The sequence below is a fragment of the Pantoea piersonii genome, assembly GCF_003612015.1.
Lineage (GTDB): Bacteria > Pseudomonadota > Gammaproteobacteria > Enterobacterales > Enterobacteriaceae > Pantoea > Pantoea piersonii.
Genome location: NZ_RARB01000007.1, coordinates 154,578 through 179,783, shown reverse-complemented (window position 1 = coordinate 179,783; position 25,206 = coordinate 154,578). Strand labels below are relative to the sequence as shown.

Annotated in this window: 21 protein-coding genes; 12 read left to right on the top strand and 9 right to left on the bottom strand. The window is 58.8% G+C overall.

The features are described from left to right. Nucleotides 1-32: 32 nt before the first annotated feature. The 5 genes from D7S44_RS18295 (at nucleotide 33) to pckA (ending at nucleotide 6,149) form a co-directional block, all read left to right on the top strand. Nucleotides 33-2,168 (top strand): intracellular growth attenuator family protein, encoded by a 2,136-nt coding sequence (locus tag D7S44_RS18295; RefSeq protein WP_120457275.1) that lies wholly within the window; start codon nucleotides 33-35, stop codon nucleotides 2,166-2,168. Between the two features lie 106 nt (nucleotides 2,169-2,274). Continuing rightward, on the top strand, nucleotides 2,275-2,937 hold the full coding sequence (yrfG, locus tag D7S44_RS18290) for a GMP/IMP nucleotidase (protein ID WP_120457272.1): 663 nt from the start codon (nucleotides 2,275-2,277) through the stop codon (nucleotides 2,935-2,937). Nucleotides 2,938-2,949: 12 nt separating this feature from the next. Beyond that, nucleotides 2,950-3,357 (top strand): ribosome-associated heat shock protein Hsp15, encoded by a 408-nt coding sequence (hslR, locus tag D7S44_RS18285; RefSeq protein ID WP_120457270.1) that lies wholly within the window; start codon nucleotides 2,950-2,952, stop codon nucleotides 3,355-3,357. A 19-nt stretch (nucleotides 3,358-3,376) separates the two neighbouring features. Next, nucleotides 3,377-4,249: an Hsp33 family molecular chaperone HslO gene (gene hslO / locus D7S44_RS18280; protein WP_120457268.1), complete on the top strand. Its 873-nt coding sequence runs from the start codon at nucleotides 3,377-3,379 to the stop codon at nucleotides 4,247-4,249. 280 nt (nucleotides 4,250-4,529) lie between these two features. Next, nucleotides 4,530-6,149, top strand: a complete 1,620-nt coding sequence (gene pckA, locus D7S44_RS18275) for a phosphoenolpyruvate carboxykinase (ATP) (protein WP_120457267.1) — start codon at nucleotides 4,530-4,532, stop codon at nucleotides 6,147-6,149. Nucleotides 6,150-6,186: 37 nt separating this feature from the next. On the opposite strand, the gene envZ is transcribed toward pckA, so the two are convergent. Next, nucleotides 6,187-7,545 (bottom strand): two-component system sensor histidine kinase EnvZ, encoded by a 1,359-nt coding sequence (gene envZ, locus D7S44_RS18270; RefSeq protein ID WP_120457265.1) that lies wholly within the window; start codon nucleotides 7,543-7,545, stop codon nucleotides 6,187-6,189. Continuing rightward, complete coding sequence (gene ompR / locus D7S44_RS18265) at nucleotides 7,542-8,261, bottom strand: osmolarity response regulator transcription factor OmpR (RefSeq protein ID WP_001157751.1); 720 nt, start codon at nucleotides 8,259-8,261, stop codon at nucleotides 7,542-7,544. Before ompR ends, envZ begins: the two co-directional genes overlap by 4 nt. Before the next feature lie 531 nt (nucleotides 8,262-8,792). On the opposite strand from ompR, the gene yjbE reads away from it, so the two are divergent. The 4 genes from yjbE (at nucleotide 8,793) to D7S44_RS18245 (ending at nucleotide 13,923) form a co-directional block, all read left to right on the top strand. After that, complete coding sequence (gene yjbE, locus D7S44_RS18260; RefSeq protein WP_120457263.1) at nucleotides 8,793-9,032, top strand: exopolysaccharide production protein YjbE; 240 nt, start codon at nucleotides 8,793-8,795, stop codon at nucleotides 9,030-9,032. A 154-nt stretch (nucleotides 9,033-9,186) separates the two neighbouring features. Further along, complete coding sequence (gene greB, locus D7S44_RS18255; protein WP_120457261.1) at nucleotides 9,187-9,663, top strand: transcription elongation factor GreB; 477 nt, start codon at nucleotides 9,187-9,189, stop codon at nucleotides 9,661-9,663. 100 nt (nucleotides 9,664-9,763) lie between these two features. Next, nucleotides 9,764-12,097 carry a Tex family protein gene (locus D7S44_RS18250; protein WP_120457259.1) on the top strand — a complete coding sequence of 778 codons (2,334 nt, stop codon included), beginning with the start codon at nucleotides 9,764-9,766 and terminating at the stop codon, nucleotides 12,095-12,097. A gap of 134 nt (nucleotides 12,098-12,231) precedes the next feature. Further along, complete coding sequence (locus tag D7S44_RS18245) at nucleotides 12,232-13,923, top strand: alpha-amylase family glycosyl hydrolase (protein WP_120457257.1); 1,692 nt, start codon at nucleotides 12,232-12,234, stop codon at nucleotides 13,921-13,923. On the opposite strand, the gene D7S44_RS18240 is transcribed toward D7S44_RS18245, so the two are convergent. Then, on the bottom strand, nucleotides 13,924-14,193 hold the full coding sequence (locus tag D7S44_RS18240) for a YdgH/BhsA/McbA-like domain containing protein (protein WP_120457255.1): 270 nt from the start codon (nucleotides 14,191-14,193) through the stop codon (nucleotides 13,924-13,926). 170 nt (nucleotides 14,194-14,363) lie between these two features. Further along, nucleotides 14,364-15,140: a pimeloyl-ACP methyl ester esterase BioH gene (gene bioH / locus D7S44_RS18235; protein WP_120457253.1), complete on the bottom strand. Its 777-nt coding sequence runs from the start codon at nucleotides 15,138-15,140 to the stop codon at nucleotides 14,364-14,366. 35 nt (nucleotides 15,141-15,175) lie between these two features. On the opposite strand from bioH, the gene gntX reads away from it, so the two are divergent. Next, a complete protein-coding gene (gene gntX / locus D7S44_RS18230) occupies nucleotides 15,176-15,856 on the top strand; it encodes a DNA utilization protein GntX (RefSeq protein WP_120457251.1) in 681 nt (226 codons plus the stop codon). Between the two features lie 58 nt (nucleotides 15,857-15,914). Further along, complete coding sequence (gene nfuA, locus D7S44_RS18225; protein WP_120457249.1) at nucleotides 15,915-16,490, top strand: Fe-S biogenesis protein NfuA; 576 nt, start codon at nucleotides 15,915-15,917, stop codon at nucleotides 16,488-16,490. Nucleotides 16,491-16,530: 40 nt separating this feature from the next. On the opposite strand, the gene malQ is transcribed toward nfuA, so the two are convergent. The 4 genes from malQ to glpE form a co-directional block, all read right to left on the bottom strand. After that, entirely contained in the window at nucleotides 16,531-18,603 is a 2,073-nt protein-coding gene (gene malQ / locus D7S44_RS18220) for a 4-alpha-glucanotransferase (RefSeq protein ID WP_120457247.1), read from the bottom strand. A 327-nt stretch (nucleotides 18,604-18,930) separates the two neighbouring features. Then, nucleotides 18,931-19,689: a DeoR/GlpR family transcriptional regulator gene (locus tag D7S44_RS18215; RefSeq protein ID WP_033753150.1), complete on the bottom strand. Its 759-nt coding sequence runs from the start codon at nucleotides 19,687-19,689 to the stop codon at nucleotides 18,931-18,933. A 32-nt stretch (nucleotides 19,690-19,721) separates the two neighbouring features. Then, nucleotides 19,722-20,546, bottom strand: a complete 825-nt coding sequence (gene glpG / locus D7S44_RS18210; protein WP_120457387.1) for a rhomboid family intramembrane serine protease GlpG — start codon at nucleotides 20,544-20,546, stop codon at nucleotides 19,722-19,724. Nucleotides 20,547-20,579: 33 nt separating this feature from the next. Continuing rightward, on the bottom strand, nucleotides 20,580-20,906 hold the full coding sequence (gene glpE / locus D7S44_RS18205) for a thiosulfate sulfurtransferase GlpE (protein ID WP_120457245.1): 327 nt from the start codon (nucleotides 20,904-20,906) through the stop codon (nucleotides 20,580-20,582). Between the two features lie 227 nt (nucleotides 20,907-21,133). Between glpE and glpD the strand changes: the two genes are divergently transcribed. Beyond that, on the top strand, nucleotides 21,134-22,642 hold the full coding sequence (gene glpD, locus D7S44_RS18200; RefSeq protein ID WP_120457243.1) for a glycerol-3-phosphate dehydrogenase: 1,509 nt from the start codon (nucleotides 21,134-21,136) through the stop codon (nucleotides 22,640-22,642). Nucleotides 22,643-22,746: 104 nt separating this feature from the next. Here glpD and glgP read toward each other — a convergent pair whose 3' ends face one another. After that, nucleotides 22,747-25,194, bottom strand: coding sequence for a glycogen phosphorylase (gene glgP / locus D7S44_RS18195; RefSeq protein ID WP_120457241.1), 2,448 nt, complete (start codon nucleotides 25,192-25,194; stop codon nucleotides 22,747-22,749). Between the last annotated feature and the right edge of the window lie 12 nt (nucleotides 25,195-25,206).

Genomic DNA, 25,206 nt, shown 5'->3' with positions numbered 1-25,206 from the left:
GAAGGCAGGATTTTGGCTGAATTGAGCAACCCATGAGCACAATCCTTTTTGTCCTGGTCATAGTGCTGGTCTGCTCAGGTTTGGCAGGTATCGGCTTTTGGTACGCTATGCGGCATCGTCCGCCGTTGGCGAAACCACTGCCATTTATCAGTCCGCCCTGCCGCAAACTCACCGACGATGAACGTCGTGCGGTCGAAAAATACGTCGCCTCGCTTGCGAAGCAGTCGCGTCCCGCTGTACCCGGTGAAAAACATCCTCTTTTCGACAACCTGACGCTTACCGCCCAGAGCAACAACGTCTACCCCGTTACGCGCGCCATCACTCGCTATGGCCTCTCAACCGACGACCCGCACAAGTGGCGCTACTATCTTGACGAAGTGGAAGTGCATCTGCCGCCACACTGGGAACAATATATTACCGATGAGAACTACGTTGAGCTGATCCGCACCCAGACGATTCCGCTGGTGATCTCGCTTAACGGCCACTCGCTGGTAAATTATGGCAGCGATCAGCCGTCGCTGCCGGCGCTGGTGCGTCCAGGCTCGACCAACGCCTCCATACGCAAAGAAGAGAGTGAAAACGTCGAGCTGCTGCAGGTGCGCAAAGAGACGCTGGAAGAGTATCAGCTGACGCGCCCGGACGGCACGCGCGAAGCGGTGACTATTACCTTCGCCTTTTTACTCTTTTTCATCAGCCTGCTGGTGCCCGCGGCTCTGATGGGCTGGCTGGTGCTGCTGGGATGCGCCATGATCGGCGCCAGTGTCTGGTCGCTGTTCCATATTCCCGCCCAGAAGCGCATGCGCGATATTCACTGTCTGCGCGGCGCGCCCAAACGCTGGGGCCTGTTCGGCGAGTCGAATCAGGAGCAGAGCAACATCACGCTGGGCATTATCGATCTCGCCTACCCGCCGCACTGGCTGCCCTATGTCGCCCACGATCTGGGGCAGACAACGGATGTCGAAATCTACCTGAACCGCCATGTGGTGCGTCAGGGCCGCTTTTTATCGCTTCAGGACGAAGTACGTAACTTCCCTATCCAGCGCTGGCGCAAAAACGTAGTGCTGGCCTGCGGCTCGTTGCTGGTAATGGCGCTGCTGGTGAGCTGGATCCCGCTCAGTATGCCGATCAAACTCAGCCTGGCCTGGATAAAGGGCACGGAGAGCCTGGAAGTGAACAACGTAGATAAGCTGGCGGCGCAGTCGCTGCACGTTGGCGATATTTTAAAAGTTAACGGCACCGGCATGTGTTCCGTCCCCGATAACTATCAGAGTAACCGCAGCTACGCTTATATGCCGTTTGACTGTTCGGCGGTCTACTGGAACAACGCCTCTCCGTTGCCGCAGCCCCAGTCCGACATTATCGATAAAGCCTCGGCGCTGCTGGATGCCACCACGCGGCAGCTTCATCCGGAAACTAACACCGATCCCAAACTCAACCCGCAGCTCGCGTCGGCGATTCAAAAGTCGGGCATGATCCTGCTGGACGACTTTGCCGACCTGGTGCTGAAAACGCAGGATCTCTGTAGCCAACAGCAGGATTGCGTGCGGCTGAAGAACGCGCTGGTGAATCTCGGCAACGCCAAAGACTGGGATACGCTGGTGCGTCGCGCCGACTCCGGCCAGCTGAACGGCATGAACGTGCTGCTGCGCCCGGTGAGCGCCGAAGCGCTGGAAAACCTGGTTAATACCGCCACCTCCAGCTTCTTTTTCCGCGAGACGCGCCGCGCCGCCGAAAACCTTAACAGCCCGCCGCCGGGCGGATTCCTGATCGTCAGCGACGAGGGCCGCCAGCTGGTTAATCAGCCGCAGCCTACGGTGTCGCTGTTCGATCTGGACGCGCCGTCGCAGTGGCGCGAGCTGCAGCGTCTCTCCGGCATGCTGCTGCATACTTCATTCAGCGCCAGCGGCATTATCACCAGCCTGTCGGTAGACGCCAACGGCACGCGTCATATCGCGCTGCACAACGAACCGGATGCGATGGCGATGTGGCGCTATCTCGGCACAACGCTGCTGCTGGTGGTATTGCTGGCCTGCGCGGTGATTAACGCGCTGCTCTCTCTGCGCCGCATCCACCGCAACCGTCAGCGCATGGCGAATATCCAGCAATATTACGACAAGTGCTTTAATCACAATCTCACGACCATGCAGAGCGTGCGCTCGATGTTCTGACGCATCAGAACCCGAGCGGCGCTGCGGCTATCCCCGCGCCGCCCTGCCCTCTCCCGCCCCATTCTGTGCTACCCTGTCGCCCTCTTTTGACCGGAGAACCTGCCTGATGACGCTGAACTGGGCGCAAATCGATACCGTACTGCTGGATATGGACGGCACGCTGCTGGACCTGGCGTTTGACCGTCATTTTTGGCTGGAGCATGTGCCGCTAACCCTGAGCGAAACGCGCGGCATTACACTTGCGGAAGCGGAGTCGCTGATCGCCGGAAAGTACCAGGCGGTGGCGCATACGCTAAACTGGTATTGTCTGGACTACTGGGCAGCAGAGCTGGCGCTGGATATTCGCGCCATGACGTTTGCCAAACGTAGCCTGGCGACGATGCGGGAAGATACCGTGCCGTTTTTGCAGGCGCTACGTCGGGCAGGAAAACGCACCATTCTGCTGACCAACGCCCATCCGTACAATCTGGATATCAAACTGGCGCAGACCGGCCTTGCGCCGCACCTTGATTTATTACTTTCCACCCATACCTTTGGGTATCCGAAAGAGGACCCGCGCTTGTGGCAGGCGGTGGAGCAGCATACCGGATTTGATCGTCCGCGAACGCTGTTTATTGATGACAACGAGACCATTCTCGACGCGGCGAAAAGCTGGGGCATCGGCTGGTGTTTAGGCGTCAGCAACCCCGACTCCGGGCGTCCCGATCAGGTCTTCCAGCGTCACGCGGCGGTCCGCGATTATCGCACCCTGTGCAGCGCGCTGGCGTAAACGGGAGCAGCAATGAAAGAGAAAAGCAGCGAAGGCGTGCGCCTCGACAAATGGCTCTGGGCGGCGCGCTTCTACAAAACGCGCTCGCTGGCACGCGAGATGATCGAAGGCGGCAAAGTCCACTATAACGGTCAGCGCAGCAAGCCGAGCAAGCTGGTTGAGCTGGAAGCGGAGCTGACGCTGCGCCAGGGCAACGACGAGCGCACCGTGATCGTCACCGCGCTGAGCGACAAGCGCGGTCCGGCGGAAGTGGCACAGCAGCTCTACAGCGAAACCGCAGCCAGCATTGAGAAACGGGAAAAGGTGGCGCTGGCGCGCAAGATGAACGCGCTCACCATGCCGCATCCCGATCGCCGCCCCGATAAAAAAGAGCGCCGCGATTTGATGAAATTTAAATTAACGGGCGACGACCAGGCTTAGCCCCAACGAGAGAAAATTTATGTCTGTACAAGATCAACTGCATCGTTACCTGTTTGAGAATGTGGCCGTGCGCGGCGAGCTGGTGAATGTCAGCCACACCTGGCAGGAAATCATCAAAAACCATGACTATCCGGCACCGGTGCAGACGCTGCTGGGCGAACTGCTGGTAGCGACCAGCCTGTTGACCGCCACGCTGAAATTCGACGGCGACATCACGGTGCAGCTGCAGGGCGATGGTCCGCTGTCGCTGGCGGTCATCAACGGCAATAATCGCCAGGAACTGCGCGGCGTCGCGCGCGTGAAGGGCGATATCCCGGCAGACAGCACCCTGAAAAGCATGGTCGGTACCGGTTATCTGGCGATCACCATTTCGCCTGAGAAAGGCGAGCGTTATCAGGGCGTCGTCGGCCTGGAAGGGGATACGCTGGCCGCCTGCCTGGAAGACTATTTCATGCGTTCTGAGCAGCTGCCGACCCGCCTGTTTATTCGTACTAATGAAAAAGGGGCGGCGGGCATTCTGCTGCAGGTCCTGCCGGCGCAGGATACCCAGACCGAAGACTTCAACCACCTGGCGACGCTGACCGAAACCGTGAAGAGCGAAGAGCTGATCGATCTGCCGGCGACCGACGTCCTGTGGCGCCTCTATCATCAGGAAGAGGCGACCGTTTTCGATCCGCAGCCGGTGAGCTTTAAGTGCACCTGTTCGCGCGAGCGCTGCGGCGAAGTGCTGAAAACCCTGCCTCAGCATGAAGTTGACGAGATTATCGAAGAGGATGGTCAGGTCGATATGCACTGCGACTACTGCGGCACGCACTACGTCTACGACGCGGTCGATATCGCGGCGATCCGCAAAGGCGGCGCGGAAGGCGAAAACAGCGACAGCATCCACTGATTTATCCCTGGGCGGCTTTGCCGCCCTTTTTCCTCCCCGCTATATCCCCTTAATTTACAAAGTAAAATAAGCTTTTCACGCTAACTTTACTTTCAAAAGCGGTTGTTTTTGCTGCTTAACGCGCCCTGGTTCGCATTTCTGATGGACAACGCTTTTCCCACAGGCTCAGAAGAGTACACTGCGCGCGATCGTGCATCCGCCCAGCAATACGCGGAGAGGATGGCGCGACACCAATAATTATTCGCCTGTGCAGTACCAAAACGATTTAAGGAGCAGTCACATGCGCGTTACCGGCCTGACCTCGCAAGATCTTGCCGCTTTGGGCATCGAGGGCACCACCGAAGTGGTCCACAACCCCGATTTCGATACGCTGTTTACCGAAGAACTCCGTCCCGAGCTGGAAGGTTATGCGCGCGGCACCCTGACGCAAAGCGGCGCAGTGGCGGTCGATACCGGCATTTTTACCGGCCGCTCGCCAAAGGATAAATATATCGTCCGTGATGACACCACCCGCGACACGCTGTGGTGGAACGATCAAGGAACAGGCAAAAACGACAACCAGCCGCTGTCGCAGGAAACCTGGCAGCAGCTGAAAGCCTGCGTAACCGAACAGCTCTCCGGTAAACGTCTGTTCGTTATCGACGCCTTCTGCGGTGCCAACCCCGATTCGCGCCTCAGCGTGCGCTTCGTGACCGAAGTGGCCTGGCAGGCGCACTTCGTCAAAAACATGTTTATTCAGCCGAGCGAAAGCGAACTGGCGGACTTTAAACCCGATTTCGTGGTGCTGAACGGAGCGAAATGCACTAACCCCAACTGGCAGGCGCAGGGGCTGCACTCAGAAAACTTCGTGGCGTTCAACCTTACCGAAGGGATGCAGCTGATCGGCGGCACCTGGTACGGCGGCGAGATGAAGAAAGGGCTGTTTGCGGTGATGAACTACCTGCTGCCGCTGCGCGGCATCGCCTCTATGCACTGCTCGGCTAACGTCGGCAAAGCGGGCGACGTGGCGGTGTTCTTCGGCCTCTCCGGCACCGGCAAAACCACCCTCTCCACCGATCCGGAACGTCAGCTGATCGGCGACGACGAGCATGGCTGGGATGACGACGGCGTGTTCAACTTCGAAGGCGGCTGCTACGCCAAGACCATCAAGCTTTCCGAACAGGCCGAGCCGGAAATCTACCGCGCCATCCGTCGTAATGCGCTGCTGGAGAACGTCGTGGTGCGCGAAGATGGCAGCGTCGATTATGACGACGACAGCAAAACGGAAAACACCCGCGTCTCCTATCCTATCGACCATATCGACAATATCGTGCGTCCGGTCTCGAAAGCGGGCCACGCGAAGAAAGTGATCTTCCTGACCGCCGACGCCTTCGGCGTATTGCCGCCGGTGTCGCGCCTGACTCCTGAGCAGACGCAGTACCACTTCCTTTCCGGCTTCACCGCCAAGCTGGCTGGCACCGAGCGCGGCGTCACCGCGCCGACGCCTACCTTCTCCGCCTGTTTCGGCGCGGCGTTCCTGACGCTCCACCCAACCCAGTATGCGGAAGTGCTGGTGAAGCGCATGCAGGCGGCAGGCGCGCAGGCTTATCTGGTCAATACCGGCTGGAACGGCAGCGGCAAACGTATTTCGCTGAAGGATACGCGCGCCATTATCAACGCGATTTTGGCTGGCGAGCTGGATGATGCCGAAACCGAGACGCTGCCGGTGTTCAACCTGCAGGTGCCGAAAGCGCTGGGTCAGCTCGACGCCGCGACGCTCGATCCGCGTAGCAGCTGGGAGAGTGACGAGAAGTGGCTGGAAGCGGCGCGCGATCTGGCGCAGCGCTTTATCACTAACTTCGAGAAATATACCGATAACGCGGCGGGCGCCGCGCTGGTTAAAGCAGGTCCGGTGCTGTAACTCTTCGGGCGCGGCCATCGCCGCGCCCGCTTACTGCTCAGCTCTGCGTCGTGCTGTTACTGCCCGGCGCAGACTGTTCCGTCAGCGGCAGCCAGGCGCGAATCCGCAGCCCGCCGCGCTCGCTCTCGCCAATCTCCAGCGACCCCTGATGCGCATCGATAATGCGCTGCACAATCGCCAGCCCAAGACCGGTGCCGCTGGTGCTGCGCGCGCTGTCGCCGCGCACAAAGGGCTGTAACAGATGCGCCAGCTGCTCTGGCTTGATGCCCGGACCGTCATCCTCGACCTGAAACCAGGCGCGATGCAGTTCACGGCCGCTGCTCACCTTGATCCAGCCATTGCCGTAACGCGCCGCGTTCACCACCAGGTTCGCCACTGCGCGCTTAATCGACAGCGGGTTGATATCCAGCATCAGCTCTTCCGGCATCACGGCATTCTCAATCTCGCGCTCGTAACCGCTTTCGGCGGCGACCACTTCGCCCAGCACGCCGTTGAGATCGGCGCGTTCAGTCTGGATCTCCTGGCCGGTGCGCAGATAATCGATGAACTGCTCAATGATGGCGTTGCACTCTTCGATATCTTTATTGATCGATTCGGCGAGGTATCCATCTTCTTCGCCCATCATTTCGGTGGCGAGGCGAATACGCGTCAGCGGCGTGCGCAGATCATGACTGACGCCTGCCATCAGTAGCGTACGGTCGTCCGCCAGCTGTTTAACACCGGCAGCCATCTGATTAAAGGCGCGCGTCACCGAACGCACCTCCGACGCGCCATACTCGCGCAGCGGCGGCGGAATAATGCCTTTACCGACCTGTAGTGCCGCATGCTCCAGGTCCACCAGCGGTCGGTTCTGGATGCGGATAAACAGCCATGCGCCGCCAATCGCCAGCAGCATAATCGCCAGCGTGTAGCGGAACAGCGGCGAGAAGTCGCCCTGATGGATTTCCGTCAGCGGCACGCGCACCCAGATGTCAGGCGACAGCCAGGTTTTCAGCCAGACCACCGGCGAATTTTTATTGACCTCGACGCGCACGTCGGTCGGGCCGCCAAGCTGCTGGCCCATCTGCTCGCTAAGGAATTCATAGTGCTGCGCCCAGCGCAACCCGCTCTCTTCGGCTGCCGCATTGGTATAGAGCGAAATGCCCAGCTCACGGTAGATCTCGCGGCGAAAGGCGGGCGGCACCTCCAGCTGCGTGCCGTCTTCCAGCTGCAGCCGGTCAGTCATCAACATGCGCACTTCATACGCCAGCACCTTGTTGAACTGCTGCAGGCTGGGAAGAATGGCGAAGTTGAGCACCACCAGATAGGTCGTTACCAGGCTGACGAACAGCAAGGTAACGATCAATAACAGGGTGCGGGCAAATGAGCTTCGAGGCGAGAAGCGCAGTCGCCTCATGCTTTAGAACCGTCCGGAACGAAAACGTAGCCCAGGCCCCAGACCGTCTGGATATAGCGCGGGTGCGCCGGATCCTCTTCTACCATACGGCGCAGACGCGAGATCTGTACGTCGATGGAGCGCTCCATTGCGCTGTATTCGCGTCCGCGCGCCAGGTTCATCAGCTTGTCGCGCGACAGCGGTTCACGCGGATGGCTGACCAGCGCTTTCAGTACGGCGAACTCGCCGCTGGTGAGCGGCATCGGTTCATCTTCGCGGAACATTTCGCGCGTGCCGAGATTCAGCTTGAACTTGCCAAAAGCGATAACCGCCTCTTCCTGCGAAGGCGCACCCGGCAGCTCATTGGCCTGACGACGCAGCACCGCGCGGATACGCGCCAGCAGTTCACGCGGGTTGAACGGTTTTGGAATGTAGTCATCCGCGCCGATCTCCAGCCCGACGATACGGTCGACCTCTTCGCCTTTCGCCGTCACCATAATGATCGGCATCGGGTTGCTCTGACTGCGCAGACGACGGCAAATCGACAGGCCATCTTCGCCCGGCAGCATCAGATCCAGCACCATCAGGTGGAAAGATTCACGGGTCAGCAGACGATCCATCTGCTCGGCGTTGGCGACGCTGCGCACCTGAAAGCCCTGCTCGGTGAGATAGCGCTCCAGCAGCGCACGCAAACGCATATCATCATCAACGACCAGAATTTTGTAGTTCTCTTGCATTTCCTACTCCCAAAGGCGCCATTGCCTGAGACGATATTGTTAAAAAAAGTTGTCTGCCTGTGACAGCCATTAATGGTTTATATTCTAGTCGAAATTGTTACAAAGCATATTAAACAGGAGCTTATCTTTAATTTTCTCGCTGCGCTAAATGTGAAATCATCTATTTATGCTCCGATCACAACAGTTACGGCAAATCTGAAAGTCGGTCACTTTTTCTCGATATTTGCGGCCGTAAAAGTAAACCGTCGTTTATTGAGGCTTGCAGATCAAACAGTTAATCCTCAATTTGACTTTAGCGCTATTCGTCGTCTTCTTTCCATACCTCGATGCGCAGCGGCCTCGTCGGGCGACAGCATAAAATACCATCCTCTGCGCGCCTTGCCGCATGCTTCTCTCGGATTAACGCTATTTTCGCCACGGTTCAGGCCATTCAAAAATAAAGTCCTTTAAATCAATTAGTAAAGCTATCTTTCCGCCCGCTGTGAATTGCACCACACTGCTTTCACTCGCTTCACTACAGGGATAGCAATAATGAAAAAAACGTTGTTAGTGCTGGGTGCGCTGGCCACCCTTAGTTTGAATCCTGCTCTGGCGGCAACCGCCGCTGGCGAAGCTGCCGGTGCGCAGGCCTCGACCACCGCGCAGGGCAACTCTAACGCCATTGGCGTCGGCGCTGTCGCCGCGCTGCTCGGCGTGGCGCTTGCGACCGCAGGCGGCGGCGACAAAAGCACCTCTTCTTCTACCACCACGTCTACCGTGGCGGGAAAATAACGATTTAAGCCGTTTTAACTTTTTGTACCTGCCCCTTTCGCCACCGGGGAACGACACACAGGGTTTTCACCGTTGAAAACCTGTTCCCCGACTCTTTTTTGCCGCGCCTGCTTTGCTTTACACTGCCTGCTTTTACGCTTCCGAGTCGATACGCATGAAAACCCGACTGATCACCCGTGAAGGCTTCAATAAGCTGAAAGCCGAACTCGACTATCTCTGGCGCGAAGAACGCCCCGAAGTCACGAAAAAAGTGACCTGGGCCGCCAGCCTCGGCGATCGCAGCGAGAATGCTGACTACCAGTACAACAAAAAACGCCTGCGCGAAATCGATCGCCGCGTACGTTATCTGACAAAAAGCCTTGAGGCGCTGCGCATTGTCGACTATTCGCCGCAGCAGGATGGCAAAGTCTTTTTTGGCGCCTGGGTAGAAGTAGAAAATGACGACGGCGAGGTAAAACGCTTTCGCATCGTCGGCTACGACGAGATTTTCGGCCGGAAAGATTACATTTCAATTGACTCGCCGATGGCGCGCGCACTGCTGAAAAAAGAGCCGGGCGACGCCGTGACGGTAGAGACGCCGCTGGGCCCCGCGCTCTGGTATGTCAACGAAATTACCTACCCGGACGCCTGATTCAGAATATCGCTGAAAGCCGCCCTCATCGCTGGCAATTTCACTTTTCAGTCCGTATAACTGTCCCCTGTTTTTCAACCCTGTAAGCAAGACAGAATCGATGATGAAAGATCTCAGCCACATTATTGCCAGTGAGCTGCAGGCGCGTGCGGAGCAAGTTGAAGCTGCCGTGCGTCTGCTGGACGAAGGGAACACCGTGCCGTTTATCGCACGCTATCGTAAAGAGGTGACCGGCGGTCTGGACGACACCCAACTGCGCCAGCTGGAGACGCGTCTCGGCTACCTGCGCGAACTGGAAGAGCGCCGCCAGTCGATTCTGAAGTCTATTAACGAGCAGGGCAAACTGACTGACGAACTCGCCGGCGCTATTAACGGCACGCTCAGTAAAACCGAACTCGAAGACCTTTATCTGCCTTATAAGCCTAAACGCCGCACCCGCGGTCAGATCGCGATTGAAGCGGGTCTGCAACCGCTGGCCGAAACGCTGTGGCAGGATGCGTCGCAGGATCCTGAACAGCTAGCGGCGCAGTATGTCGATGCCGACAAAGGCGTCGCCGACGTGCGCGCCGCGCTGGACGGCGCGCGCTATATCCTGATGGAGCGCTTCGCCGAAGACGCCACGCTGCTGGCGAAGGTGCGCGACTACCTGTGGAAAAACGCGCATCTGGTGTCGCGCGTAGTCGAAGGCAAAGAGCAGGAAGGGGCCAAATTCCGCGACTACTTCGATCATCACGAAGCGCTGAACAGCGTGCCGTCGCACCGCGCACTGGCGATGCTGCGCGGTCGTAACGAGGGCGTGCTGCAGCTGTCGCTGAACGCCGATCCGCAGTTCGACGAGCCGCCGCGCGAAAGCTACGGCGAAACGCTGATTGCCGAGCATCTCAACCTGCGCCTCAACGGCGCGCCGGCCGACAGCTGGCGCAAGGCGGTGGTGAGCTGGACCTGGCGCATCAAGGTGATGCTGCACCTGGAGACGGAGCTAATGGGCACGGTGCGCGAGCGCGCCGAAGACGAAGCGATTAATGTCTTCGCCCGCAACCTGCACGATCTGCTGATGGCGGCACCGGCGGGCATGCGCGCCACCATGGGTCTCGATCCCGGCCTGCGCACCGGCGTAAAAGTCGCCGTGGTGGACGCCACCGGCAAGCTGGTCGCTACCGATACCATTTATCCGCATACCGGCCAGGCAGCCAAAGCCGCGACCGTGGTGGCTGCGCTCTGCGCGAAACATCAGGTTGAGCTGGTGGCGATCGGCAACGGCACCGCCTCGCGCGAGACGGAGCGTTTCTTCCTCGACGTGCAGAAACAGTATCCGCATATCACCGCGCAAAAAGTGATCGTCAGCGAAGCAGGCGCCTCCGTCTATTCCGCTTCTGAGCTGGCGGCGCTGGAGTTCCCGAATCTCGACGTCTCGCTGCGCGGCGCGGTCTCTATCGCGCGACGCCTGCAGGATCCGCTGGCGGAGCTGGTGAAAATCGATCCGAAATCGATCGGCGTCGGCCAGTATCAGCATGACGTCAGCCAGAGCCTGCTGGCGAAGAAGCTGGACGCGGTGGTGGAAGACTGCGTGAACGCGGTCGGCGTCGATCTCAATACCGCCTCCGTTCCGCTGCTGGCTCGCGTCGCCGGACTGACGCGCATGATGGCGCAGAATATCGTCAGCTGGCGCGACGAGAACGGCCGTTTCCAGAACCGCCAGCAGCTGCTTAAGGTAAGCCGCCTCGGCCCGAAAGCCTTTGAACAGTGCGCGGGCTTCCTGCGTATCAACCATGGCGATAACCCGCTCGACGCCTCAACGGTGCACCCGGAAGCCTATCCGGTCGTGGAGCGTATCCTGGCGGCGACCGAGCAGGCGCTGAACGACCTGATGGGCAACCCCTCCAGCCTGCGCAACGTTAAGGCGGTCGACTTTACCGACGAGCGCTTCGGCCTGCCGACCGTTACCGACATTATTAAAGAGCTGGAAAAACCGGGCCGCGACCCGCGTCCTGAGTTTAAAACCGCGCAGTTCGCCGAAGGGGTCGAAACCCTTAACGATCTGCTGCCGGGCATGGTGCTGGAAGGCGCGGTGACCAACGTCACTAACTTTGGCGCTTTTGTCGATATCGGCGTACATCAGGATGGCCTGGTGCATATCTCTTCGCTGTCGGACAAGTTTGTGGAAGATCCGCATCAGGTGGTGAAAGCGGGCGATATCGTGAAGGTGAAAGTGCTGGACGTCGATCTGCCGCGCAAGCGCATCGCGCTGACGATGCGGCTGGATGAACAGCCTGGCGACAGCAATGCGCGCAGCAGCGGCAACGGTCGCAGCGCGCCGCGCGACAACGCGCGTCCGGCTGGCGGCGCGAAGCCGCGTCCGCGCCCGAACAGCCAGCCTGCAGGCAACAGCGCGATGGGCGATGCGCTGGCGGCGGCCTTCGGCAAAAAACGTTAAACCCTGCGCGCGCCCGGCTTATTCTGGATCGGGCGCGCGTAACCTCCTCTGTAAAGTTGAAAATCCCTCTCTTGACGCTACGCTGAAAGCACGCCTGCATAAAAAACAACCCGGGACGTGGCACCCAATTCGCGATGGAAACGATCACAGCGCTGCTCGATAAAATCTATGCCGACACCTTTCCTCAGGCGGCGCGAGAGCGCCTGCTGCGCCATATCGCCGCCGCGCGCGACGCGACTAAGCTGCCGCGCAAAGCGCACTGGGACGAACAGGATGTCGTGCTGATCACCTACGCGGATCAGTTTCGCGAGGCGGATGTCCCCACGCTGCAAAGCTTTTCCCGCTTTTATCAGCAGCATTTGCAGTCAACCTTTCCTCTGGTTCATCTGCTGCCCTTTTTCCCCTATTCGTCCGACGACGGCTTTTCCGTCATCGATTACCATCAGGTCAACCCGCTGTGTGGCGACTGGCCGGATGTCGCCCGGCTGCATCAGGAAACGCGCCTGATGTTCGACTTCGTCTGCAACCATATGTCCGCGCACAGCGCCTGGTTTAAACACTACCTGGCGCTCGATCCCGGCTGGGACGATTTCTTTATCAGCATGCCGCCCGCCACCGATCTCAGCGGCGTGACGCGGCCGCGCACTTCGCCGCTGCTGACGCCCTTCGAGATGGCGAACGGCGAGATGCGCTTTATCTGGACGACCTTCAGCGCCGATCAGATCGATCTTAACTTCGGCAATCCCGAAGTGCTGATCCGTATGGTGGAAGTGCTGCTCGACTACCTGCAAAAAGGGGCGGATTACGTGCGTCTCGACGCCGTCGGCTATATGTGGAAAACGCCCGGCACGCGCTGCATCCATCTGGAAAAAACGCATCTGCTGGTTAAGCTGTTTCGCGCCATTGCCGATACGGTCGCGCCCGGCACGGTGATCATCACCGAAACCAACGTGCCGCATAAAGATAACGTCAGCTACTTCGGCGACGGTCATGACGAAGCGCAGATGGTCTATCAGTTTTCCCTGCCGCCGCTGGTGCTACACGCTATCCATTCGGGTTCAGGACGCGCGCTGCGTCAGTGGGCCGGCGCGCTTGAGCCAGGCAAGGGCGGCACGACCTTCTTTAATTTTCTCGCCTCGCACGACGGTATCGGGCTTAACCCGGCGCGCGGCATTCTCTCTGAGACGGAAATTGTGGCGCTGGTGCGCGATCTGGCGCTGGAAGGGGCGCTGGTCTCCTATAAAAACAACCCGGATGGCACCACCAGCCCTTATGAGATTAACGTCACCTATCTCGACGCGCTCAACCATCAGAACGACGACGACCAGACGCGCCTGCGACGCTTTCTGCTGGCGCACGCTATTCTGCTGTCGTTCCCCGGCGTGCCCGCCATCTATGTCCAGAGTATTCTCGGCTCGCGTAACGACTATGAAGGCGTCAAAGCCGCAGGCCATAACCGCGCCATTAACCGGCAAAAATTTGACTTAAAAACGATCGAGGCGGCGCTGGCGGACAGCAGCGGACTGCGTCACGCCATTTATACCCGCCTCAGCCAGCTGATTCAGCTGCGCACGCGCCAGGCCGCCTTTCATCCCGATAATCCGATGACCCTCTATGACAGCGATAATGCGCTGCTGGTGCTGAGGCGTCATGAGCCGCAGCAGACGGATAGCGGCCTGCTGTGCGTGTTTAATCTGAGCGGGAAAACCGTCGAGACGATGCTGCCGGAGGCGCGTCTTTTTCAGGATGTGGTAACAGAGAAGAGAGTTGATGGCACCCAGCCGCTTACGCTGGATGCCTGGCAGTTTGTCTGGTTGCGTAGCTGATTACTTATAGACATCCGCGGTGGCGCTGAATTTGCCGTGTTCACGGCCAGCGATCACGCGGTAGTATTTGCCGCCTTTTTCATCAGCCATTTTGGAGAGTTCGCGTTTGGCGTCCATTGGCGAAGTGGTTTCCGCCGTGGTATTTACCGTACCGATCTTCTCCAGATTCATTTTCTTCACTTCTTCTTTGGTCACTTCCTTAGCCGCAAGCGCCGAAAACGACACTGCGCCCATTACCACTGAAGCCACAACCCATTTCATCACCTTCATTACAATACCCCTCATTCATTTCCGTTATGTGAGATGTAAGCAGACGCCGGATTGCGTCAGGCGAGATGGAACGGCATTATCCTCTCCCTGGACAATTCACATCATTAAGCGGCCATGCCTACTTACAAAGTATTACAGCTGGTGAGGAAATTTCCAGTCTTGCGCCCGGTTTAACCACCACACTTCTGACTGAAATCAAGAATATGCTGGCAGAAGGCCTCCGGATGAGAAATAAAAGGCGCGTGCGCGGCTTTCTCCATCACCACGGAAGGCGAAGCGGGCAGCGCGGCGTCGAGCAGCGCGGCAATACGACGCGGCACCAGCCCATCCAGCGCGCCATATAAACGCAAAAACGGCATCCCGATGCGCGGCAGCTGGTCACGTAAATCGACATCGCGCAGGATCGCCAGCCCGCCATCCAGCACCGCCACCGACGGCATCGGCTGCGCCAGCACCACCTCTTTTAACCGACGCGCGTCCTGACGGGCGCTGTCCGTGCCCAGAGTTTGCAGCGCCAGGAAACGCTCGACGGTACGCTGAAAGTCGCTGTTAAGCTGCGAACGGAAGGTCGCTAACGTTTCCGGCTTAATCCCCGGCCACTCCTCGCTGGCGGTAAAACAGGGCGAAGAGGCGACGCTGATCACTCCCGCTACCTGTTGCGGCGCGCGCAGCGCCAGCTCGGTCGCCACCAGCCCGCCCAGCGACCAGCCCAGCAGCAGCGCACGCGGCGGCAAGTGCGGCAGCAGCTGTTGCGCCATCTCGGCCAGCGAAAGCGCGACGTCAGATGTGCTGCGGCCATAGCCCGGCAGATCGACCAGGTGCAGACGAAAATGCGGGCTGAGCCGCGGCACGATGCTCTGCCACACCTCCGCGTTCAGTCCCCATCCGTGCAGCAGCACAAGATCACTCTTCCCTTCTCCACAGGTGTGCCAGTAAAGCGAGGTCATTAGTTACTATCCCGTAAAACATTAAGGAGGCCGCTATGCTACCAATGCCAGCCCTCTGTTGGCTATGCCGACTGCCGCTGCGCGTCGCCGCCCACGGACTATGCAGCGTCTGCCTGCGCACCCTGCCGCCGTTGCCGGTGCTCTGTCCGCGCTGCGGCCTGCCCGCCGGCTCCTCCCGCGTCGTCTGCGGACGTTGCCTGCGATCGCCGCCCCCCTGGCAGGCACTGGTCTGCGTCAGCGGCTATCAGCCGCCGCTGCGTCACTGGGTGCGTCAGCTGAAGTTTTACCGCATAACCGCACTCAGGGTGATGCTGGCGCGTCTGCTTTTGCTAAGCTGGCTGGAAGCTCACCGCACGCGCGGGCTGAGACGGCCCGATTTGCTGCTGTGCGTGCCGCTGCATAAGATGCGCGCCTGCCGACGCGGCTACAATCAGGCGGCGCTGCTGGCGCAACCGCTGGCGCGCTGGCTCGGCTGCGCGTTCCAGGATGGCGTGCGCCGCAGGCGACGCGGCGCGCTGCAGCATCGACTCAGCGCATCGCAGCGCCGGCGCAACGTACGCGGCGCTTTCCAGCTTGAAATCGCCGTGCGCGGACGCCATATCGCTCTGATAGATGATGTGGTGACAACGGGTAATACCGTGGGGGAGATCAGCCGCATTTTGCTGGCGCAGGGCGCGGCCAGCGTACAAATCTGGTGCCTGTGCCGTACCTTGTAGAGCGTTGGTGATGGGCGTATTATAACCAACTAAATTAGTCAACTATTGAGCAATTGCCATGATCCGAATTACAGACTCTGCCCAGGAGCACTTCGCTAAACTGCTGTCAAAACAGGAAGATGGCACCCAGATTCGCGTATTCGTCATTAACCCGGGTACGCCGACCGCCGAGTGCGGCGTCTCTTACTGCCCGCCTGACGCGGTAGAAGCGACCGACACGGAACTGAAGTTCGAGAAGCTCTCAGCCTATGTTGACGAGCTGAGCGCGCCTTATCTGGAAGACGCCGAAATCGACTTCGTTACTGATAACCTCGGCTCGCAGCTGACGCTGAAAGCGCCAAACGCCAAAATGCGTAAGGTCTCTGATGACGCGCCGCTGACAGAGCGCGTTGAGTATCTGCTGCAGGCGCAGATCAACCCACAGCTGGCTGGTCACGGCGGCCGCGTGTCGCTGATGGAGATCACCGAAGACGGCTTCGCCATTCTGCAGTTCGGCGGCGGCTGTAACGGCTGCTCCATGATCGACGTCACCCTGAAAGATGGCATCGAAAAAGAGCTGCTGGCCGCTTTCCCGGAGCTGAAAGGCGTCCGCGATCTCACCGAGCACCAGCGCGGCGAACACTCCTACTACTAATATCTCCGCGCGACAGTCGTTGACTGTCGCGCGCTCTCCGTTACTTGCCTTTTCGCGTCTGACTTACCGCCTTCAACAGCTTTGTTACCTCTTTATCCGTAAAAATCGTCTCCAGCGGCTGCGTTAGCTTGCGTCGCCAGTTAGGGTATTGATCGACGGTACCTGGCACGTTGACCGGCGTGGTCATGCCTGTCCAGTCCTCTGGCTGCAGGCCAAGCAGCGCACTGCCGGTTGCCGCCAGAAATTTATGCATCGCCAGGTTAAGCGCAGGCGTCATCTCCAGCTTATCGGCCTGGCGCGCGCTGCGCGCCGGCATCACGCCCGCTTTATGCAGCGCATCCAGCAGCGCCTGCTTCTGCTTCGCCCGTTGCTCGTGCAGCGACTGCAACACCTCTTTGCCGGGATAAAGCTTCAGCTTTTCCCCCAGCGCGAAATCGCCTGCGCTCCAGAAGCCGCTCAGCGTCGGCAGATCGTGCGTGCTGGCGCTGGCGATCGACTGACGCGGGTAGTCGCCGGGCAGACGATAGCTGCCGTCACGCTGCTGCTCAAACCACATCACCTTCCAGGAAAAAACGCCGCTGGCGCGCAGCAGGCCGACAATTTCCGGCGGAACCGTACCGAGATCCTCGCCAATCACCATGCAGCGATGGCGCTGACTCTCCAGTGCCAGAATGCCCAGCAGATCCTGCACCGGATAGCTGACGTAGGCGCCTTTATCGGCGTTTTCCCCTTTCGGCACCCACCACAGCCGCAGCAGCGCCATAACGTGATCGATGCGCAGCGCGCCACAGTCGCGCATATTGGCGCGCAGCATGTCGATAAAGGGCTGATAGCCGCGCGCGCGCATCACGTGCGGATCCATCGGCGGCAGCCCCCAGTTTTGCCCCAGCGGTCCGAGGCGATCCGGCGGCGCACCGACTGAGGCCTCAAGCCGATAGAGTTCGGGATCGTGCCAGGTTTCTGCGCTGCCTTCCGCCACGCCCACCGCCAGGTCGCGATACAGCCCCACCGTCATCTTCAGCGCCTGGCTGCGCGCCCAGCACTGAGCAAACTGGGTTTGCGCCAGCCACTGCAGCCATTGCCAGAATGCGATCTCATCTTCATGCGCCTCGCACCAGCGCTGCACCTCGGGCGACTGGCTGTTGCGCCAGCTTTCCGGCCAGGCGGGCCAGCCCCAGGCCTGCGCATCTTCGCTGCGCCGTTCCGCCTGCAGGCCGTCGTAGGCCGCCTGATAACGCAGGCTGTCGCCGCCGTCGCGCACGAAATCCGCAAACGCCTGCCGCTGCGCGTCATCATCGGCGCGCAGGCTGAACTGCGCCCAGGCGTGACGCAGCGCGGCGAGCTTCAGCGCCATCACCGCCGCGTAGTCGACAAACTCGCTATCGCGCGCTTTCGCCAGCGCGCGCTGGGTTTTTGCCGATTTCCACCACTTCTGTGCCGCCGCGCTCTGCTGGAAATCCTCCAGCTGCGCCACGCTGATATAGATAATATTGAGCCAGCGTCGGGAAGAGGGACTGTAGGGGCTGGCGAAATCTGGCGTAGCGGGATAGAGCGCGTGCAGCGGATTGAGCCCGACGAAATCGCCGCCCTGACGCGCAACCTGCTCCAGAAGCTGCTGCAAGTCGCCAAAATCGCCGATGCCCCAGTTATCGGCGGAACGCACGGTATAAAGCTGTACCAGCGCGCCCCAGCGTTTCTCGCCGTTGCGCAGCGGTTCCGGCAGCCAGCAGCGGCGCGGCGTAAGGATAATGCGTGTCTGCCACTGTTGCTTACCTTTGCTCAGCGTCAGCTGGTGGTAGCCGTGACCGAGCGGCGACGGCAGTGTAAAAGGCTCGCCCGCCTGAAGTTCACCGCTAAACTCGCGGCCCTTCTCGCTGCGCAGCCGCCACTGATAGAGGCCGCGCCCTTCCGGGTTAAGCTGCCGCGCGGCTCCGCCGCTAAATACCTGTACCGGCGGCAGCGGCGCGCCCTTCTCTTTTCTGGGATCGCCCATCACCGCCAGCAGCGCCGTTTTGGTTTCGTCGCTGATGGCTTCCGGCTCGCCTTTGGCGTTGGTATAGGTCAGAGAAATTCCGGCGGCTACTGCCGCGCGATCCAGTGCGCTCTCTTTCATGCTCTCCCCTTAGCGTTTCGATCCAAAGCCATTGAGTTGCGATGTAATCACTATCTGCGGCATACCTTTTCGGCGCGCAGGCAAACAGAGCATTAAGTAAAGACGGCAGTGGGGAAAAAATCGACAGGAAACAAAGAAAAACGCCCGCCTGAGCGGCGAAAGCGCGCGAAGCATAAGGCATCCCGCACAGGAACAAAAACGCGGGCTGCGTTTTTTACAACCCAGAATGCTGGTCCGGCGACAGACGCACCTCAGGGATGAGGTGCGTATTTATGACAGCGCTCGCTTTTGCGCTATGCAAGGGCGCTGCCGCTTGCGACCGAGGAATTAGCAGAGTTCGAGCTGAACCTCGTGCTGCTCAATTACCTTCATGATGCTGGCGGGCGGCTGCTTATCAGTGTAAAGCTGATCGATTAGCCCCATATTGCCCAGGTTCACCATGGCGTTGCGGCCAAATTTCGAATGGTCGACAACCAGCATTACACAGCGGGAATTCTCGATAATGGCGCGTTTGGTGCGCACCTCGTGGTAGTCAAACTCCAGCAGCGAGCCATCCATATCAATGCCGCTAATGCCAAGGATGCCGTAATCGAGGCGGAACTGAGAGATAAAGTCGAGCGTCGCCTCGCCCATAATGCCACCGTCGCGCGTACGCACTTCACCGCCTGCGATAATCAATCGAAAATCGGGCTTACACATCAGCAGCGTCGCCACGTTGATATTGTTGGTTACCACGCGCAGATTTTTATGGTTAAGCAGCGCATAGGCCACCGCTTCAGGCGTGGTGCCGATATCAATAAACAGCGTCGCGCCGTCGGGAATTTCGCTGGCGACGCGCTCGGCGATACGCGCTTTCTCCGCTGACCACATCATTTTACGCTCTTGCCAGGCGGTATTTTCAGAGCTGGAAGGCAGTGCTGCGCCGCCGTGGTGGCGCTGAATTTTATTTTGGTCGGCGAGGTCGTTAAGGTCGCGACGGATGGTCTGCGGGCTTACTTCAAAATGTTCTACCAGCTCTTCGGTACTGACATATCCCTGACGCCGGACCAGATCGATAATGGCGTCATGACGTTGCGTCTGCTTCACATTACTCTCCTGTTTTTTTCTTTTATCCGGCGCTAACGACGCCGTACTGCACGGGTATCGACAAACGCCATCGCCAGCCCGACCAGCAGACCGGCGACATGGGCGCCGTTGGCGATGGCGAGCCCGAACGCGCCATACCAGCCGATCACCAGCCATACAATAGCGAAACCAATCAGTCCGCGTTCCAGATAGACGCCGCTTTCGGGGTCGCGCTCGCCGCGCAGCCAGCAGTAGCCCATCAGCGCGTAAACCACGCCCGACAAACCGCCGAACCAGATACCGCTAAATTTTGCCTGCACAAAGCCGCTGAGCAGCGCCGAGATCAGCATAATGACGAACAGCTTGCCGCTGCCGAGCCGTTTCTCCACCGCGCCGCCGAGATACCACCACCACATCAGGTTAAAAAGGATATGCAGCAGCGAAAAGTGCAGCAGCGCATGGCTGAACCAGCGCCACACCTGAATATATTGTCCCGGCCCGTCCGGCCAGCTCAGCCACAGCAGCACCGTCTGATCGCCAAAAATCTGCATCAGAATAAATACCGCGACGCAGGCAAAAAGAACGGTCATGGTGAGCGGACCGGCGCGATCGCGAATATTCGCCCATAAATTGCTGCGCTCATAGCGCAGGCCGCTTTTCGTATTGCCGGTATGCCAGCTTGCGGCCTGATAGCGCGGATGGTCAGGCTGCCGAACGAACTGCTGAAGTTCGTTTTCGACCATTTCAAGCTGGCCCTCGTTATCAAGCAGGATCACGTAATGGCCGTCATGTTCGATTCGCAGCGTGACGCCGCGCGTCGCCATATAGTCGACAAACGCCTGCGCCATGCGCGGGTTATTAAACTGCGTAATGCGCACCATTAATCACTCTCCTTGTACATCGGGCGTAGCTCACAGGCCGCCGTCGACAACCTGCTCTGGGAACGCGGCGCGCCAGGCGTCGAAACCGCCGTCAATGCTGTAGGCTGCGCGGAAGCCCTGACTCAGCAGATACTGCGCGGCCCCTTTGCTGCTGTTGCCGTGATAGCACATCACCAGTACCGGCAGCTCGCGGCTGGCGCTGGAGAGGAACTCATTAAGGTTGCCGTTGCTCAGGTGCTGTGCGTTTTCCGCATGGCCGAGCGCAAAGCTCTGCGGATCGCGAATATCGACCAGCAGCGCGCCTTGCGCCAGATGCTCGCTGGCCTGCTGAACGTTAATGCATTCGAAGGTTTCCATGATTCTCTCGTTAGGACGACACAATTACCGCCTAGTGTAACCTGATAAGCAGCCTCAATAACCTGACAAAGTGTCCGGCTATGTATTTATTTCTCAGCAAGAATGTTAGCTATATCACGCTAAAATGTTTTTACCGCGTTAAACACTGGCATCAATGTTGGTTTGCGATTATGATTATGCTCGAAAACGAACATTAATGAACTATTCCGAACATCGGAGGAGATGACGTGGAAACCAAAGACCTGATCGTGATCGGCGGCGGCATCAACGGTGCCGGTATTGCAGCGGACGCTGCAGGACGCGGCCTGTCAGTGCTGATGCTGGAGGCGCGGGACCTGGCTTGCGCGACCTCTTCCGCCAGTTCCAAGCTGATTCACGGCGGCCTGCGCTACCTTGAGCACTATGAATTCCGTCTGGTCAGCGAAGCGCTGGCTGAACGTGAAGTTCTGTTGAAAATGGCACCGCATATTGCCTTCCCGATGCGCTTCCGTCTGCCGCACCGTCCGCATCTGCGCCCGGCGTGGATGATTCGCACCGGCCTGTTTTTATACGACCACCTTGGCAAACGCACCAGCCTGCCGGGCAGTAAAAGCCTGCGTTTTGGCGCGGATTCGGCCCTCAAGCCGGAAATTACGCGCGGTTTCGAATATTCCGACTGCTGGGTAGACGATGCGCGCCTGGTAGTGCTGAACGCGCAGGAAGTGGTTAAGCGCGGCGGCGAAGTACGTACCCGCACTCGCGTTACGCGCGCCTGGCGCGAAAATGGCCTGTGGATGGTGGAAGCCGAAGATATCGACAGCGGCAAAACCTATAGCTGGCGCGCGAAAGCGCTGGTCAATGCGGCTGGTCCGTGGGTTAAACAGTTCTTCGATGACGGTCTGAAGCTGAAATCGCCTTACGGCATCCGTCTGATCAAAGGCAGCCACATTGTGGTGCCGCGCGTTCACAACGAGAAGCAGTCTTACATTCTGCAGAACGAAGATAACCGTATCGTGTTTGTTATCCCGTGGATGGACGATTTCTCCATCATCGGCACCACCGATGTGGAGTACAAAGGCGATCCGAAAAACGTCAAAATCGAAGAGAGCGAGATCGACTACCTGCTCAAGATTTACAACAGCCACTTTAAGAAACAGCTGGCGCGTAACGACATAGTCTGGACCTACTCCGGCGTGCGTCCGCTGTGTGATGACGAATCGGATTCGCCGCAGGCGATTACCCGCGACTATACGCTGGACGTGCGTGACGATAATGGCCAGGCGCCGCTGCTGTCGGTATTTGGCGGCAAGCTGACCACCTACCGTAAACTGGCGGAGCATGCGCTGGAAAAACTGACGAAGTATTTCCCGAATGCCGGGCCGGCATGGACGAAAAACTGCGTGCTGCCGGGCGGCGATATCGCCGGTACCCGTGAAGATTACGCCGCCAGCCTGCGTCGTCGTTATCCGTTTATCACCGAAGGCATGGCGCGTCACTTCGCCCGCACCTACGGCAGCAACACCGAAACGCTGCTCGAAGGCGCAACGCGTCTTGAAGATCTGGGCGAGAACTTTGGCCATGATTTCTATGAAGCCGAGCTGCGCTATCTGGTGCAGAACGAATGGGTACGCGAACTGGATGACGCTATCTGGCGCCGTACCAAGCAAGGAATGTGGCTGACTGAAGCCCAGCAGGCGCGCGTAGCGGAATGGCTGGCAACGCATAGCCAGAAACCCAGCCTGTCGCTGGCAAGCTAAAGAAAAAACGGGGCAACGGCCCCGTTTTTTTTGCCCGTGGCGCAGGCGGTTAAGATGCGCTACGCGACAGAAGATAAGCGAGCGGGCTTTCGCCCGCTCGATAACTACAACCTCACCGGCTTGATATGCCAGATCTCATCCGCATACTCCTGGATGGTCCGGTCAGATGAGAAATAGCCCATATTGGCGATATTCAGCGCGGCGCGGCGCTGCCACTCTTCCGGTTTGCGATAGAGCTCATCCACCTTATCCTGCGTATCCACATAGCTACGGTAATCCGCCAGCAGCTGATAGTGATCGCCAAAGTTCACCAGCGAATCAAACAGGTTGCGGTAGCGGCCTGGCTCCTGCGGGCTGAATACGCCGGAAGCGATCTGCGTCAATACCTGATGCAGCTCGGCATCCTCTTCATAATATTTACGCGGGTTATAGCCGCCAGCGCGCAATGCTTCGACCTGCGGCGTGGTGTTGCCGAAAATAAAGATATTCTCCTCGCCGATGTGCTCAAGCATCTCGACATTCGCGCCGTCCAGCGTCCCTATGGTCAGCGCGCCGTTAAGCGCGAATTTCATATTACTGGTGCCCGATGCCTCGGTCCCCGCCGTCGAAATCTGCTCGGAGAGATCCGCCGCCGGAATAATGATCTGCGCCAGACTCACGCTGTAGTTGGGAATAAACACCACCTTCAGCTTGTTCTTCACCTGCGGATCGTTGTTGATCACGCTCGCCACATCATTGATCAGGTGAATGATATGCTTGGCCGTGTAGTAGGCCGAAGCCGCCTTGCCTGCAAAGATATTGACGCGCGGCACCCAGTCGGCGGTGGGATCGGCCTTGATGCGGTTATAGCGGGTAATAACGTGCAGCACGTTCAGCAGCTGACGTTTATATTCGTGGATACGCTTGATCTGCACGTCGAACAGCGCGTTAGGATCGAGCACCACGTCCATGTTCTTCGCTACCCAGTCTGCCAGGCGACGCTTGTTATCAAACTTGGCGTCGGCCACTTTTTCGATAAACGCCGGATAGTCGATCTTCTGGTTCAACTCGGCGAGCTGGCTGAGATCGGTACGCCAGGTGCGGCCAATCTCTTCGTCCAGCAGTTCTGACAGCGCAGGGTTAGCCAGCGCCAGCCAGCGGCGCGGCGTAACGCCGTTGGTTTTGTTGCAGAAGCGGCCCGGGAACAGACGAGCGAAGTCAGCGAACAGCGACTGTACCATCAGGTTAGAGTGCAGCTCGGAAACGCCGTTGACCTTGTGGCTCACCACCACCGCCAGCCACGCCATACGAATACGGCGGCCATTGTTTTCATCAATGATCGAGATGCGCGACAGCAGATCCCAGTCATCCGGGTAGTACTCCTGAATCGTCTTCAGGAAGTAGTCATTAATCTCAAAGATAATACCGAGATGCCGCGGCAGGATCTTGCCGATCATCTCTACCGGCCAGGTTTCCAGCGCCTCGCTCATCAGCGTGTGGTTGGTGTAGGAGAAGACCTGGCAGGTCACTTCAAACGCATCGTCCCAGGTAAACTTATGATCGTCGATCAACAGACGCATCAGCTCCGGGATCGCCAGCACCGGGTGGGTATCGTTAAGGTGGATGGCGATCTTATCCGCCAGGTTGTCCCAGGTCTTATGCATCTGCCAGTGGCGGTTAAGGATGTCCTGCACCGTAGCGGAGACCAGGAAATACTCCTGCCGCAGACGCAGTTCCCGGCCTGAGTAGGTGGAATCGTCGGGATAGAGCACGCGCGAGACGTTTTCCGAGTGGTTTTTATCTTCAACCGCCGCAAAGTAATCGCCCTCGTTGAACTTGCCGAGATTGATTTCGTTGCTCGCCTGCGCGCCCCACAGGCGCAGCGTATTGGTGGCGTCGGTATCGAAGCCGGGGATGATTTGATCGTAAGCCATGGCGACAATCTCTTCAGTCTCCAGCCAGCGAACTTTCGCTCCTTCATGCTGGATGCGGCCGCCGAAACGCACTTTGTAGCGCGTGTTATAGCGCTGGAATTCCCAGGGGTTGCCATACTCCAGCCAGTAATCGGGCGACTCTTTTTGCTCGCCGTCGATAATGTTCTGTCTGAACATGCCGTAATCGTAACGAATGCCGTAGCCGCGTCCCGGCAGGCCCAGCGTGGCGAGCGAATCGAGAAAACAGGCGGCTAATCGTCCGAGGCCGCCGTTGCCGAGGCCGGGATCGTTCTCTTCTTCCATCAGATCGGCAAGATTCAGCCCCATCTCATCCAGCGCCTGATTGAGATCGTCATAAATGCCCATCGCCATCAACGCATTGCCTAACGTCCGGCCCAGCAGAAACTCCATCGACAGGTAGTAAACCTGACGTACATCCTGCGAAAGCTGCGCGCGGCTGGAGCGCAACCAGCGCTCCACCATACGGTCGCGCACCGCCAGCAGCGAGGCGTTGAGCCAGTCATGCTGGTTCGCCACGGATGGATCTTTACCGATGGTGAACATCAGCTTATAGGCAATCGAGTGTTTCAACGCTTCGACCGTCAGTGTCGGCGACGTATAGTTGAAAGGAGCATTCATATCAGTTATCCC

Coding starts and splice junctions, on each gene's coding strand:
- D7S44_RS18295 (WP_120457275.1), top strand. CDS start 33: ATGAGCACAATCCTTTTTGTCCTGGTCATAGTGCTGGTCTGCTCAGGT.
- yrfG (WP_120457272.1), top strand. CDS start 2,275: ATGACGCTGAACTGGGCGCAAATCGATACCGTACTGCTGGATATGGAC.
- hslR (WP_120457270.1), top strand. CDS start 2,950: ATGAAAGAGAAAAGCAGCGAAGGCGTGCGCCTCGACAAATGGCTCTGG.
- hslO (WP_120457268.1), top strand. CDS start 3,377: ATGTCTGTACAAGATCAACTGCATCGTTACCTGTTTGAGAATGTGGCC.
- pckA (WP_120457267.1), top strand. CDS start 4,530: ATGCGCGTTACCGGCCTGACCTCGCAAGATCTTGCCGCTTTGGGCATC.
- envZ (WP_120457265.1), bottom strand. CDS start 7,545: ATGAGGCGACTGCGCTTCTCGCCTCGAAGCTCATTTGCCCGCACCCTG.
- ompR (WP_001157751.1), bottom strand. CDS start 8,261: ATGCAAGAGAACTACAAAATTCTGGTCGTTGATGATGATATGCGTTTG.
- yjbE (WP_120457263.1), top strand. CDS start 8,793: ATGAAAAAAACGTTGTTAGTGCTGGGTGCGCTGGCCACCCTTAGTTTG.
- greB (WP_120457261.1), top strand. CDS start 9,187: ATGAAAACCCGACTGATCACCCGTGAAGGCTTCAATAAGCTGAAAGCC.
- D7S44_RS18250 (WP_120457259.1), top strand. CDS start 9,764: ATGATGAAAGATCTCAGCCACATTATTGCCAGTGAGCTGCAGGCGCGT.
- D7S44_RS18245 (WP_120457257.1), top strand. CDS start 12,232: ATGGAAACGATCACAGCGCTGCTCGATAAAATCTATGCCGACACCTTT.
- D7S44_RS18240 (WP_120457255.1), bottom strand. CDS start 14,193: ATGAAGGTGATGAAATGGGTTGTGGCTTCAGTGGTAATGGGCGCAGTG.
- bioH (WP_120457253.1), bottom strand. CDS start 15,140: ATGACCTCGCTTTACTGGCACACCTGTGGAGAAGGGAAGAGTGATCTT.
- gntX (WP_120457251.1), top strand. CDS start 15,176: ATGCTACCAATGCCAGCCCTCTGTTGGCTATGCCGACTGCCGCTGCGC.
- nfuA (WP_120457249.1), top strand. CDS start 15,915: ATGATCCGAATTACAGACTCTGCCCAGGAGCACTTCGCTAAACTGCTG.
- malQ (WP_120457247.1), bottom strand. CDS start 18,603: ATGAAAGAGAGCGCACTGGATCGCGCGGCAGTAGCCGCCGGAATTTCT.
- glpE (WP_120457245.1), bottom strand. CDS start 20,906: ATGGAAACCTTCGAATGCATTAACGTTCAGCAGGCCAGCGAGCATCTG.
- glgP (WP_120457241.1), bottom strand. CDS start 25,194: ATGAATGCTCCTTTCAACTATACGTCGCCGACACTGACGGTCGAAGCG.